This window comes from Paraglaciecola sp. (assembly GCF_039943935.1).
Taxonomy (GTDB): Bacteria; Pseudomonadota; Gammaproteobacteria; order Enterobacterales; family Alteromonadaceae; genus Paraglaciecola.
Window position 1 is genome coordinate 91188 of the sequence record NZ_JBDUZQ010000010.1, and the last position, 13504, is coordinate 104691.

The 13504-nt window shown below is 39.5% G+C and carries 15 protein-coding genes; 6 read left to right on the forward strand and 9 right to left on the reverse strand.

The genetic code is table 11. The annotated features are described in order from the left end of the window. The first annotated feature begins 33 nt into the window (after positions 1-33). The 3 genes from ABJD71_RS06165 (at position 34) to ABJD71_RS06175 (ending at position 2968) form a co-directional block, all read left to right on the forward strand. On the forward strand, positions 34-1008 hold the full coding sequence (locus ABJD71_RS06165) for a 5'-methylthioadenosine/S-adenosylhomocysteine nucleosidase (RefSeq protein ID WP_348166547.1): 975 nt from the start codon (positions 34-36) through the stop codon (positions 1006-1008). A gap of 99 nt (positions 1009-1107) precedes the next feature. Continuing rightward, positions 1108-2028 carry an ATP-binding cassette domain-containing protein gene (locus tag ABJD71_RS06170; RefSeq protein ID WP_348166150.1) on the forward strand — a complete coding sequence of 307 codons (921 nt, stop codon included), beginning with the start codon at positions 1108-1110 and terminating at the stop codon, positions 2026-2028. After that, a complete protein-coding gene (locus tag ABJD71_RS06175; RefSeq protein WP_348166153.1) occupies positions 2021-2968 on the forward strand; it encodes an ABC transporter permease in 948 nt (315 codons plus the stop codon). Before ABJD71_RS06170 ends, ABJD71_RS06175 begins: the two co-directional genes overlap by 8 nt. A gap of 322 nt (positions 2969-3290) precedes the next feature. Here ABJD71_RS06175 and ABJD71_RS06180 read toward each other — a convergent pair whose 3' ends face one another. Beyond that, positions 3291-4013, reverse strand: a complete 723-nt coding sequence (locus ABJD71_RS06180) for a YebC/PmpR family DNA-binding transcriptional regulator (RefSeq protein ID WP_348166156.1) — start codon at positions 4011-4013, stop codon at positions 3291-3293. A gap of 133 nt (positions 4014-4146) precedes the next feature. Next, a complete protein-coding gene (gene zapE / locus ABJD71_RS06185; protein ID WP_348166159.1) occupies positions 4147-5253 on the reverse strand; it encodes a cell division protein ZapE in 1107 nt (368 codons plus the stop codon). Between the two features lie 232 nt (positions 5254-5485). Here zapE and ABJD71_RS06190 point away from each other — a divergent pair, with 232 nt between their 5' ends. From ABJD71_RS06190 to ABJD71_RS06200, 3 genes are all read left to right on the forward strand, one after another. Next, complete coding sequence (locus ABJD71_RS06190; RefSeq protein ID WP_348166162.1) at positions 5486-5923, forward strand: DUF1043 family protein; 438 nt, start codon at positions 5486-5488, stop codon at positions 5921-5923. Positions 5924-5981: 58 nt separating this feature from the next. Further along, positions 5982-7349, forward strand: coding sequence for a DegQ family serine endoprotease (locus ABJD71_RS06195; protein ID WP_348166165.1), 1368 nt, complete (start codon positions 5982-5984; stop codon positions 7347-7349). A 221-nt stretch (positions 7350-7570) separates the two neighbouring features. Continuing rightward, positions 7571-8578, forward strand: coding sequence for a trypsin-like peptidase domain-containing protein (locus ABJD71_RS06200; RefSeq protein ID WP_348166550.1), 1008 nt, complete (start codon positions 7571-7573; stop codon positions 8576-8578). 93 nt (positions 8579-8671) lie between these two features. Here ABJD71_RS06200 and murA read toward each other — a convergent pair whose 3' ends face one another. The 7 genes from murA to ABJD71_RS06235 form a co-directional block, all read right to left on the reverse strand. After that, positions 8672-9934: a UDP-N-acetylglucosamine 1-carboxyvinyltransferase gene (gene murA, locus ABJD71_RS06205; RefSeq protein WP_348166168.1), complete on the reverse strand. Its 1263-nt coding sequence runs from the start codon at positions 9932-9934 to the stop codon at positions 8672-8674. A gap of 90 nt (positions 9935-10024) precedes the next feature. Then, on the reverse strand, positions 10025-10282 hold the full coding sequence (locus ABJD71_RS06210; RefSeq protein ID WP_348166171.1) for a BolA family protein: 258 nt from the start codon (positions 10280-10282) through the stop codon (positions 10025-10027). Positions 10283-10310: 28 nt separating this feature from the next. Beyond that, the gene (locus ABJD71_RS06215; RefSeq protein ID WP_348166174.1) at positions 10311-10628 is read right to left on the reverse strand and encodes an STAS domain-containing protein; all 318 of its coding nucleotides are present in this window, start codon (positions 10626-10628) and stop codon (positions 10311-10313) included. Positions 10629-10632: 4 nt separating this feature from the next. Beyond that, positions 10633-11220: an ABC transporter substrate-binding protein gene (locus ABJD71_RS06220; protein ID WP_348166553.1), complete on the reverse strand. Its 588-nt coding sequence runs from the start codon at positions 11218-11220 to the stop codon at positions 10633-10635. Between the two features lie 80 nt (positions 11221-11300). Beyond that, positions 11301-11768 (reverse strand): outer membrane lipid asymmetry maintenance protein MlaD, encoded by a 468-nt coding sequence (gene mlaD, locus ABJD71_RS06225; protein ID WP_348166177.1) that lies wholly within the window; start codon positions 11766-11768, stop codon positions 11301-11303. A gap of 12 nt (positions 11769-11780) precedes the next feature. Continuing rightward, positions 11781-12560 carry a lipid asymmetry maintenance ABC transporter permease subunit MlaE gene (mlaE, locus tag ABJD71_RS06230; protein ID WP_348166180.1) on the reverse strand — a complete coding sequence of 260 codons (780 nt, stop codon included), beginning with the start codon at positions 12558-12560 and terminating at the stop codon, positions 11781-11783. Then, positions 12557-13357, reverse strand: coding sequence for an ATP-binding cassette domain-containing protein (locus ABJD71_RS06235; protein WP_348166183.1), 801 nt, complete (start codon positions 13355-13357; stop codon positions 12557-12559). Before ABJD71_RS06235 ends, mlaE begins: the two co-directional genes overlap by 4 nt. Positions 13358-13504: the final 147 nt, after the last annotated feature.

Here is a 13504-nt window from a genome sequence, read left to right on the forward strand (position 1 = left end):
CAAATGTTAAACAAATCAGTCATTCACCTACTCATGCTTAATTGCCTAGCGCTTTTTTGTAGCCAGGTTTTTGCCAAAACTCAAGAGTACGGACCGCAAGAGTTTTCAGTTGAAAATAAGTGGACAGCTATCGTAGCAGCGTACGAACCTGAAATAAAAGCGATAGATCATGCATTCAGCAAGCTAGATGATGCCCAAATTACTGAAACTATTACGATTAAAGGCGTTAAATATCAATTGGGAACCTATAAAGGTGAACCCATTGTTATTTTTACCACTGGCATTAGCGTTCCCAATGCCGCAATGACAATGCAAATGGCTCTAGATTATTTTCCTATTGATAGAGTAGTAATGATGGGTATAGCCGGGGCTATTAACCCAGAATTTCAACCTGGGGATATAGCCATACCTGAACGCTGGTATTTTCATGATGAATCTGTGTACGTAAATCCAGATAAAAAAGAAGCAGGTGAATTCATACTACCTGACTACTATGAAGCAGCTCTCGGCCGCTATAAAGCAAGAGAACTAAACGACCCCCACGCGCCAAAATATGAAAACTATGGTTTTATTCATCCAGAAGAAATGGCTGTTGTGAAAGAGGGCTGGGATGAGCCAAGACAAATGCCGTATTTTACAGCAACACCAGAGTTGATTGAATTAACTAAAAAAGCAGTTGCGGCAGTTAGTCCAATAAAAATGCCATCTGGTCATCCTATTCAAATAAAAGTTGGGGGCAATGGTGTAACAGGGTCTGTATTTCTAGATAACGCAGACTATCGCCAGTGGCTACAAAGAGTTTATACAGCTCAGGTATCTGAAATGGAATCTGCCGCTGTCGGGCAAGTATGCTTCATTAATGATGTAGACTGGGTAATAATCCGCTCGATCAGTGACTTAGCCGGAGGCCAGCAAGGAAAAAATGTTGAGAACGTGTTTGATGGTATTGCATCAGGTACAGGAACAAAGTTAATGATTGGGTTGTTAGACCAAATTGTGAACCTGTAGTAGAACCCACACATACTTTGCAACACTTGTTTTAAAAAGTATGTGTCATAGCAAGCAGCTGTCAATTACCATAGACGTAGCTAATTAAGGGAATAAAGTATGCGTCTATCGGTAACCAATGTTAAAAAACAATATGCAGGAATTTTAGCTGTAGACGACCTGTCATTTGAGGTTAACACGGGGGAGATTTTTGCATTACTTGGCCCAAATGGTGCGGGTAAGTCATCAACCATAAGAATGCTAATTGGCTTAACGTACCCTGATACTGGAAACATTCAGTTTTTCGATGACCAAAATAAAACCATTACCTTAACTAGTGAATTATTCGGTTACTTACCTGAAGAGCGGGGCTTGTATCAAGAAAGTTCAATCATAGATACCCTAATCTATATGGGCCAATTAAAGGGCATGAGTAAATCTGAAGCACATAGCCAAGCTGAGAAATGGTTAACAGGTTTTGATCTAAATGAGCGAAAAAAAGACCAGCTCAAATCTTTATCGAAAGGTAATCAACAAAAAGTACAACTCATCAGTGCCATTATCCATCAGCCAAAAATTGTATTTTTAGATGAGCCATTTTCTGGTTTAGATCCCATCAACCAAGAAAAGGTAATTCAGTTTCTACAAACTCTTAAACAGCAAGGCACCACTATCATTCTGAGTGCCCATCAAATGTCTCTAGTTGAAAAGCTAGCCGATAGATTTTTACTAATGAACTATGGTAAAGCAGCTTTATATGGAGAAATGCAAGAAATTAGAGAGTCCGCCAAGTTAGGAAATAGCTTAATCGTGCAATTCAGCGATCCAGTTACTTTAGATGACTTCCCTTTAAGTGAACAATTGATAAAAACAAGCAGTCTAGATAACAACAGTATTAAGTTTACCCTATCTCATGATTGCCGTGTCCCACAGTTTTTGCAAACTATGCTCACATCCCACCAAATAGAAGGCTTACAAATTCACCAGCCCAGTCTGCATGACATTTATATAAGTAGCATTCAAGGAACTCACAATGGATAAGATATTGCTTGTTGCCCGCTGGGAATTTATGCGTAACTTTAAATGGAAACAAGACATCATTAGCTATCTAGTTATGTTGACCATTTATGGGGCCATATTTGCGGTGCAAGTATGGGATAAAAATAGCACTCAGAAAGTCGTTAATCTTGCGGTTATTGGAGAGATAAACACTGAACTCGATAACAAGTTTTCGTTATCCAAATTAACTTCTGCACACACTACAGAACAGCTCTTAGATGAAATAGAAAATACACACCTAGATGGGGTGCTAAAGGTAGAAGAAAGTGACGTGTACACTCTTTATGTTTCTCAACAAAGCAGCTGGCAAGAAGACCTCAAAAAAAACCTTACCGATGCTCAAAAGTCGAGACTGCTACAAAAGATGGGCGTCAGCAACGAAGAACTAAAGAAGCTTGAAAATCCAATTACATTAAACCTTATAAACCAAGCAGAAAAAATAGTAGGTGGTAACGTCAAAATCCTCGCAATACTCGCCTCCGTGCTCAGTGCCATGGCAGTGTTTAGTAGCTTTGGGTTATGCTTCACTTCAGTAACTCAAGAAAAACAACACCGTATTACCGAGCAATTACTAACCTGCATCAACCACCAACAGTGGGTAGACGGTAAAGCCCTAGGTTTATGTTTATCTAGTTTTAAAAGCCTTATCACCACCAGCTTAATGATGCTAATTGTATTTTCAGGTATTTCTGTGTTTTCAGATGGCGGACAAGATCTCAATGTATCCGCTGCGGTCCTATCCCAAATAATTTTATTCTGTGTACTAGGTGTATTGTTTTGGAATTACGTATTTGTGGGTTTTGCAGCCACTATAGATGACCCGAATCATTCAGGGAAAACAGGTCTGATGATGCTACCTATGGTGCCCGTGATGCTAGTATTTATTGTTATGGGCGAGCCCAATGGCCAAGTAGCCAAGTAGCCAAGTAGCCAAGGTATTATCATTACTCCCCCTTACGTCAATAAGCTTTATGCCAATGCGTATTGCTTCTATGAGTGTACCAATATGGCATATCGCACTGTCGCTAGTATTTTTAGTGATAGGTATTTATTATGTTCGCCTTTTTGCTACACGTGTTTTTCGGGCCAATATTACCCTATTTGGTAAAGAGCCTGGATGGGCCGATATCTGGCGTAGCATGCTAAAAAAGACTTAAAGTTCTAGCCGAGCGTTTTTTTACTTCAGAATCAAAAAAGCTGAGTAATAACTCAGCTTTTTTTAATCAGTCATTAAAAAATAATAATTAACGCTCTACAACCGCATTATGGTAAACGTGTTGAACGTCGTCGCAGTCCTCTAACATATCCATAAATTTATCAAAATTTGCGACATCGTCACCGCTTACTGATGATTCAGTTTGTGGGATAAACGTAATTTCTTCTGCTTCAAATTTAAGTTCAGGATCGTTATCCATTAAGGCTTTACGAGTATTATTGTATTCCGTATGAGGGGCATATACGGTTATAACACCATCTTCCCCTTCCACTTCAGTCACATCAACGTCAGCTTCCATTAATACTTCAAGCACAGCATCTTCATCATCGCCATTAAAGGCGAAAACAGCTTGATGATCGAACATATGTCCTACTGTACCTTCAACACCTAATTTTGAGCCTGTTTTAGTAAAGCAGTTACGCACATCTGTGATGGTTCTATTGTTATTGTCTGTTAAACAATCAACGATTACCATACAGCCACCAGGGCCAAAGCCTTCGTAGCGTGCAGGTACATAATCTTCACCAGCACCACCAGCGGCTTTATCGATTGCTTTATCAATCACATGACTTGGCACCTGATCTTTTTTAGCTTTCTCAATTAACCGACGTAACGATAAGTTTGCCTGTGGATCGGTTCCACCATTTTTAGCAACTACATAAATTTCTTTACCGTATTTAGAATATACCTTGGTTTTTGCTCCAGCGGTTTTTGCCATGGAGACCTTACGAACTTCGAACTTTCTTCCCATTAAATTATTCTCTTTTTAATAACGAGCCTATTGCTCGAACCAACTCAAATTAGCTTTAGTATCTTGATTTTACCGATATTCTAGACAGAGTACAAAAGCAATCCTCCCTTTGGAGCATACTTGCAATTAGTCCCTACGGAATATGCTGCAAGGCCAAATAGTCGTGAGACTGCATTTCTTTTAAACGACTTAAGCAGCGTCTAAATTCAAAGTTTAATTGCCCTTCAGAGTAGAGTGACTCTAAAGGAACTTCTGCAGAAATAATTAACTTAACGTTGCGTTCATAGAATTCATCAACCATAGCGATGAAGCGCCTAGCGATATCATCAGTGGCCTGTCCCATTTGTTCTACATTGGCGAGTAAAACTGTGTGATAAAAGCGGCTTATCTCCATATAGTCTGTTTGACTTCTTGGGCCATCACACACAGCTCTAAACTCAAACATCACCACACCATCAGCATAGTTAATAGCTGAGATCATCCTGCCTTCAATTTCAATGCTTTGATTCTTTGTTCCTTCTTCTGGTGCTAACTCTTTAAAATAGCGATGTAAATTTTCATTCGCTTTGTCATCTAAAGGGTGATGAAATATTTCAGCTTGTTGCAAGGTTCTCAGGCGGTAATCTACGCCACTATCAACATTTACTATGCGGGTATTTTGATTAATTAACTCAATGGCGGGTAAAAACCTAGCGCGCTGTAAACCGTTTTTATAAAGCTCATCAGGCACTATGTTAGAGGTTGCCACTAATACAATGCCATGGCCGAATAGAGCTTCCATCAAGGTACCCAAAATCATTGCATCTGTTATATCGGACACAAAAAACTCATCAAAACAAATGACTTTGGTTTCAGCTGCAAATTTTTTAGCGATTATTTTTAAAGGGTCTGACTGGCCATCTAAAGCACGCATTTCCTGATGAACCCTGTGCATAAAACGGTGAAAATGAATACGCATTTTTCTTTTAAAAGGTAGACATTCATAGAAGGTATCTACCAAATACGTTTTACCTCGCCCTACTCCTCCCCAAAAATAAATACCTTGTATCGAAGGTTTGGTCATTCCTTTTCCAAAACGACTGTGTAATTTGATACGCCAAGTAAGTTTTTGCTGAGGTTGAGTTAGCTCATCAAAGAGACGCTGTAGTTCTTTTACCGCGTTTTCTTGCGCTGCATCGTATTGAAAATCTTGCTCTTGGAGATCAAGTTGATATTTTTGCCAAGGTGTCTGTGTGGACATATTTACCCGAGTTTCCTATCGCTATATGCCTATTACAGATGAAAAGGTGCATGAATAAATCTTATACATTCATCATTCATTTACACTTGAATTCAAATAAAAAGACCGCATTGAAATTGCAGAGCGTATAATAACAATATTAAACAAACATTGCTCATCGACTCTAGGCATTTTTGCCGTTTGAATTAAAACAACAGAGTCTATTTGCAATAGAAATAAATTAGGAGTTTTTATGGATTGGTTAGTAGGTATTTTGCTATTAATTGTAGGTATGGTGATCGGCTTTTTTGTTGCAAAATATTTCAATGAAAAACAACCTAATATTTTGAGTGAAGATGAAAAGGAGCTCACCATAAACGAGTTAATGACGCAGCAAGCTTCACAGCATCTTCACCAGGCAAAGCGTATTTCTGCTCAATTAAGTGCACAAAGTGAGGCGCTGAACAAACAAATTGAAGAGTACGAGCAACAACTAATCAACCACTCTACGGGCGCTGACGGCAATTCCATCAATTACTTTGGAGAAGATGCCACTACTTATTTACGTAATAGCAGCCCAACTGAAAAAAATAATATTCCAGATGCAGATATCCAACCTCTAGATTTCGCCTCACAAGGGTCTGGATTGTTTTCTGGCAAAGAAGAGGTTGTAGAGAAAGAGTCGAAGTAATGAACTTTCTATCAAACTAAATAGTCAATGTATTGTATTTAATTGGAGATGATAGTTAATGAAAAAAGGTATTAATCGTTTTGTAGTAAGCGCATGTTTGGTGACAATGAGCTTGTCTGTAAACTTAACCGCAACCGCAGCATTGCCGTTTTTTTCTAATGATAAAAATGAAATACCAAGTTTGGCACCGATGATCGAAGAGACCACACCGGCAATAGTCAGTATTTCAGTTGAAGGTACTCAAGTTTCAAGGCAGCGGGTTCCAGAAATGTTTAAACATTTTTTCGGTGGCTCTGATGAACAAGTTCAAGAGCGGCCATTCAAAGGATTGGGGTCTGGAGTCATTATCGATGCAGATGAAGGGTATGTGGTTACCAATAATCATGTGGTTGATAACGCAGACCAAATCACTGTAAAACTGACCGATGGCAGAGAGTTCAAAGCAAAAAAATTAGGATCTGATCCACAAAGTGACATCGCCCTTCTTAAGATTGAACCTGATGATTTAACGGCCGTACCATTAGCAGACTCAGACGAGTTAAGAGTGGGTGATTTTGTAGTAGCTATTGGTAATCCTTTTGGCTTAAATCAAACTGTCACGTCAGGTATCGTTAGTGCGCTAGGACGTTCGGGACTTAACATTGGTGGATATGAAAACTTTATTCAAACTGATGCAGCCATTAACCGTGGTAACTCTGGTGGGGCTTTAGTTAGCCTTAGAGGGAAACTAGTCGGAATAAATACCGCCATCTTTGGACCAAACGGAGGCAACGTAGGTATTGGCTTTGCAATTCCTAGCAATATGATGAAAAGCTTAGTAGACCAAATCATAGAGTTTGGCGAAGTACGAAGGGGACTATTAGGTATTTTAGGCCAAGACATAGACTCTGGTTTAGCTGAGGCCATGAACTTATCGGCTAGCCAAGGGGCCTTTGTAAGTGAAGTATCACCAGATTCTGCCGCTGAGAAAGGAGGTATTCAGGCTGGCGATATCATTACCGAGATTAACGGCAAGCCCGTTAACAGCTTCCTTGAGCTTAGAGCCAAAGTAGCCAGCAAAGGGGCTGGAGCTGAACTAGAGTTGACCTTAATTCGTAAAGGAAAAACTAAAACAGTTGAAGTAGTGTTAGGTGATGCGTCTACTAACTCCGTTGTGGCAAAAGAAGTACACCCAGCCCTTGAAGGTTCTACTTTAACAAATGGGGAAACAGAGCAAGGAGATGATGGGATTGTTGTATCTGAATTAGAAGCACGTTCTCCAGCTGCAAGTATTGGTCTTAAAAATGGTGATGTAATTATTGGTATCAACCGGAAAAAGGTAGATACAGTAATGCAACTCAGCTCAGAACTGGAGGAAGCAAAAGGTGTAATTGCTCTAAATGTTAAACGAGGCCTCACCTCTTTATATTTAGTGATACGCCAATAATTAAACACTAAAATAGCGGTACAGATATACCTGTACCGCTGTCTCTATTCCTTTTTCTAAATGTTAGATGAATTAGAACCATCTAAACCTGTTGCAAACGATTGATATAGCTTGACTATAACTTCAATGTTATTATTGAGTTATATAAAGTGTAACAAGCGTTCAATATTCTCGTGTTAAAATTCATAACCTCTATTTTTAAGTCAATCATCATTGGGGTGATGATTGCTTGTGTCATACTTTTTCTGGTTCCCAATTTACGCCAAGGAACAGGTTTACCTTTAACCGTCTTCTCTTCAGCACCAAGTTCAATCAATAACTTTAGCTTTAATAGCGCAGTCAATGCTTCTGGCCCCGCCGTAGTGAACATCTACAGTCAAAACATCGAAAGCAGCGGCTATAACCGCCGTCAAGCTGTAGAAAGAACTAGCTTAGGCTCAGGAGTCATAATGACTTCAAACGGTTATGTATTAACTTGTTATCACGTAATTGCTAATGCAAAGCTTATTTTAGTGGCATTACAAGATGGCCGACTTGAAGAAGCCCAAATTGTTGGATTTGATGCGGTTACAGATTTAGCTGTTTTAAGTGTTCCTGTAGATAATCTGCATGCTATTCCGCAAATAGAAGATCCTAATACATTAGTTGGTGACGTGGTTTTAGCTGTTGGTAACCCATACAACCTAGGGCAAACCGTCACCCAAGGCATTGTAAGTCGGATAAGTAACAATGGCTTAAACAACTATTTTGATTACATTCAAACCGATGCAGTATTAAATGAAGGAAACTCTGGTGGCGCCTTAATTGACAGTCAAGGTTATCTTATAGGAATAAACAACGCTAATTTTAAAACTAGGATTAGTCGTAACAGAGTAGAGTCAGTTGACGGGGTTTCATTTGCGGTTCCATACAATTTGGCAAAACAAGTCATGGATGAAATAATTGCAACAGGTAAAGTTACTCGAGGAGCCTTAGGCTTTGCGGGAGAACAAAATAATTTAGGTGACATGGGGATTTTAGTAACAAATGTATATAGCGGAACCCCTGCTGAAATTTCCGGGTTGGCTGTAAAAGACCTAATTTTATCTGTAAATGGCCAACCGGCTACCAATATCCGTAAAACCTTAGATTTTATAACCGACACTGCACCTGGTACTATTTTAGATATAGAAGTCAATCGAGATGGAGAAATCATCAACCTAGCTATGCAGGTTGCAGAACTTAAGTAGCTTGAGGTTACCTAGCAGTAGACACAACTAGGTATATAAAACCACTTTTTCAAAATACGTTGAGCGACTCGATATCACCCAACAATATCTACTTTACCCTTTTACCCTTTTAATATTAGCACCTAAACCATTTAGCTTAGTTTCAATATGTTCGTAGCCTCTGTCTAAATGGTAGATTCTGTCTACTGTAGTTTGACCTTCTGCGACTAAACCTGCTATCACTAAGCTTGCCGAAGCCCTTAAATCTGTCGCCATAACTTGAGCACCTTTTAAAGTAGAAAGGCCATCACATACAGCACTACTTGCTTGAAGGGAAATAACTGCCCCCATCCTCTGTAGTTCAGGCACATGCATAAAACGATTCTCAAAGATATTCTCAGTCACCACGCCTGTACCTTCAGCCAAGCAGTTAAGAGCAACAAATTGTGCTTGCATATCGGTAGGGAATCCAGGGTGAGGAGCCGTTTTAATATCCACACTTTTCAGTGCACCAGAAGTCATATCTAACTCTATCCAATCGTCCCCAGTTGTTACCTCGGCACCCGCTTTTGATAATTTATCTAATACTGCTTCTAATGTTTTAGGAGCAGCATTAACACAACGAACCTTTCCTGACGTTACTGCTGCCGCTATCAGAAAAGTTCCTGTCTCAATACGGTCTGGTAATACCCTATAGTGACATCCGTCTAGAGTCTCAACGCCCTGAATCACTATTTTATCACTGCCTGCATGGGACACTTTTGCCCCCATAGCATTCAAACAATCAGCTAAATCAACAATTTCAGGCTCTCTTGCGGCATTCTCTAAAATAGTCTCACCCTGTGCTAAACATGCAGCCATCATGAGGTTTTCAGTCGCCCCAACACTCACCACATCCATAAATATATGCGCGCCTTGTAACTTTCCAGGTACTGAAGCACGAATATAGCCGGCATCAACATCAATTTTTGCACCCATTTGCTCTAAACCTTGCAAATGTAGGTTTACAGGGCGAGCACCGATTGCGCAACCGCCCGGAAGAGATACATTGGCCTCACCAAATTTTGCCAATAATGGACCCAATACTAATATTGATGCCCGCATAGTTTTAACTAGGTCATAAGATGCATCAAAATTGCTGATAGTACTTGGGTCTATTTCTACCGATTGGGCGTCACGTCTAACCGCTGTAGCACCTAACTCTTCTAGTAATAATAAACTAGTGTGTATATCTCTTAATTCAGGTACGTTTTCAAAAACACATGATGAGTCTGCAAGAATACTCGACATTAAAATAGGTAAGGCAGCATTTTTTGCGCCAGAGATAATCACGTCACCTGATAAAGGCGGGCATGCCTCAATAATTAATTTGTCCATAGAGCTACTCTGGTTGATATTTGCCTGTAATTAAAAACATGACAAGCTTTGGTCTATATATAAAATGTGGGTTGTACTGCTAGTATCAATTTATTGCGGAAGATTAAATAACTTCTCTCTTTGCCATTGTTTTTCAGTAAATGTTTTAATTGAAACTGCATGCATAGTGCCTTCAGCAATTTGTTCAGCAAGTGGTGCATACACAAACTGCTGTTTTTTGACTCGGCTCATATCAGCAAAAATGTCACTTACAGCTATTACTTGAAAGTGTGAACCTTCACCACTTACATGAACCTCTGGAAGATTTAAGGATTCTTTCAAAAGGGCTTCAATTTGTTGATTATCCATGGTCGCTCCTAAAGCGCGAAAAATGCGGCTATTGTACAGATAAAAAGTTATCTACGTCGCTTATTTTCGCGAGATTAATTAAAGTAACAGGAACATTTTTTAACTGAAACTTAATATTTTGTAGTTTGCTTTGTCTCAACAAATTCACCAACCAAGCCAAACCTGCAGTATCGACATCTTGTATTTCTGCCAAATCAACAATAGGCAATAGCTCATTACTTTCGTCTTGCTTAGTATTCAAGTCACTTAATGCGTTTTTCCAAGCAAAGGTTACGGTATTACGATTTAAATCACCTTTAAGAGTAAAATGCCCACCCGATAACTCAGATACAGAAAAACTATTCACGCCATTATACCTTTTTCGCTGCTTCTAAATTAATAGGCTTGTTGATAGTTTGTTTCATCATATCCATTACAGCATCAAGCCCATCTTTACGTAACATAGACTCAAATTCACCTTGCTTGGTAGATAACAAACTAATACCTTCAGCTACCATGTCGTAAGCTTTCCACTCATTCGTTTTCTTATTCTTACGCAATTTAAAGGCTAAATTTATATCTGGTTTTCCCGACTCTTTGACTATCGCTCTAACTGTAACAGTGGTTTCATCAGTAACCTCTCTCACTGGTTGAAACTCTACTTCTTGTCCATTGTAATAAGCCATTGCTAACGCATAGGTAGTAATCAAATAAGACCGAAATACGCTGATATATTCAGGAAACTGCTTTTTAGGCACGAGTTTATAATGCTTACCTAATACCTTTAAAGCCGAAAATCTATAATCCACATAAGGCAATAACTCTTCTTCCATCACATTACGTAAAAGCTCTGGATCTTCTTGAATTTGCTTATGCTCTTTTTTGATTCTATCGAATGTAATTGTAGCGACTTCTTCAAGCATGACATAAGGATTAGTACTTTCTGCTTGAGCAGTCATTGAGCCGATTGCAAAGAATCCAGCTACAAGCCCCTTAAAAAATCGATTTTTCACGTTATCTCTCCACTGATGAGTTAATATTAATCATCATTGCTACTAAATAGGAATTGACCAATAAGGTCTTCGAGCACCAAGGCTGATTTTGTGTCTTCTATGTAGTCACCTTGTGCTAGGTTTTCAATACCGTCAATCACAAAACCAGGTTGAAAGCCTACATATTGCTCTCCTAATAAACCTGAGGTTAAAATAGAAACAGAACTTGTCTCTGGAAACTCATTAAACTCAGTCGAAATACTCATTTCAACAACTGGCGTAAAATCATTTTTACTTAAAGTAATACTATCCACACGGCCCACTGTTACACCGCCAACTTTTACCGCAGACCTTACTTTGAGGCCACCAATGTTATCGAATTTAGCGTATAAGGTGTACGTATCAGTACTGCTGGACATACTATCATTAGCGACTTTTAACGCTAACATCAGCCCGGCCGCAATAGTCAATACGACAAAGATACCGACCAATAACTCTGATTTTCTGGATTTCATTCCTATTTTCCTTTACTCAATACCGAACATTAATGCTGTTAAAATAAAATCTAAGGCCAACACTGTTAAAGACGAATATACCACTGTCTCAGTTGTAGCCTTGCTTATCCCTTCTGAAGTTGGGATTGAATCATACCCTTTAAACGTTGCGATCCATGTAATAACAAAAGCAAACACTACACTCTTAATTACTCCGTTGATTACATCTTTATCCCAGTCTACCGTTGCTTGCATTATCGACCAATAACTCCCAGCATCTACACCAAGCCAATCCACGCCAACCACATGACCACCTAAGATACCTATCGCACTAAAAAGCAATGCCAACATAGGCATAGAAATAATCCCAGCCCACAACCTAGGAGATATCACTCTTCGGAGTGGGTCAACAGCCATCATTTCTAAACTACTCAGTTGCTCTGTTGCTTTCATTAAACCTATTTCTGCAGTAAGAGCAGAGCCGGCTCGACCAGCAAATAACAAAGCGGTCACAACAGGCCCTAACTCCCGTAACAATGACAGCGCCACCATTGGCCCCAAACTTCCTTCGGCACCGTAGCCTACTAATATGGTATACCCTTGCAAAGCCATTACCATGCCAATAAATAGGCCAGACACAACAATAATAAGCAATGACTGCACACCTACCACATGTATTTGCTTGATCAGCAAGGGAAACATTTTTACGGGTTGGGGTTTAGCGATAACGGCCCCGATTAACATTAAAGTCGCTCTACCAAACAAACTAAAACGCTCAATGGTAGCTGCACCAATAGTAATCAACCAATTCATAGCTCACCGCCTAAAAACGCTTTCTCAATTGACGTAGCAGGATAATGAAAAGGAACTGGGCCATCAGCTTGACCTTGCAAAAACTGTTGAACAAGTGGTGATTCACTGTGTTTAATTTCTTCCGGAGTACCACTACCTATTACCTTCTTCTCGGCCAAGATATAGATATAGTCTGCAATAGTTAACACTTCAGTGACGTCATGTGTGACCACAACGCTTGTTAATTGCAATGCATCATTTAATGCTTTAATTAATTTAACTAACACCCCCATAGAAATAGGGTCTTGTCCAGCAAAGGGTTCGTCGTACATGATCAACTCAGGATCTAATGCGATAGCTCTAGCTAAAGCAGCTCTGCGGGCCATACCTCCAGATAACTCTGCTGGCATTAAGTTTGCTGCGCCCCGTAGGCCCACAGCTTGCAGTTTCAACATAACAACCGTATGAACCAAAGCCTCTGTAAGGCTGGTGTGTTCTCTAAGGGGGAAAGCAATATTATCGAACACTGTCATATCGGTAAAAAGTGCACCACTTTGAAACAACATACTCATTTCTCGGCGTACTTCAAATAATCGACTGCGACCCATATTAGGAATCGACTCTCCCTTAAATCTAATATCACCAGAGTCAGGGGCTAACTGCCCTCCCATAAGACGTAACATAGTGGTTTTACCGATCCCACTAGGCCCCATTATAGCGGTAGTTTTGCCCTTTTTTATTCGCAGTGATATGTCGTCATATATTATACGACCACTACGACTAAAGGTAAGATTGTCTATTTCAATCAAATTTTCCATTGATTTAGCAGTATTCCAATTATAAGTAGATGTAATAAGGTTAATTACTGAACTAGGGGTCTATTGTATTCCGTTTTATTATTGAATAACAAAGAGAAAAAGTAACAAGGTATATTCAATTGCGTTAAATCCACTCTCTTTATTTTC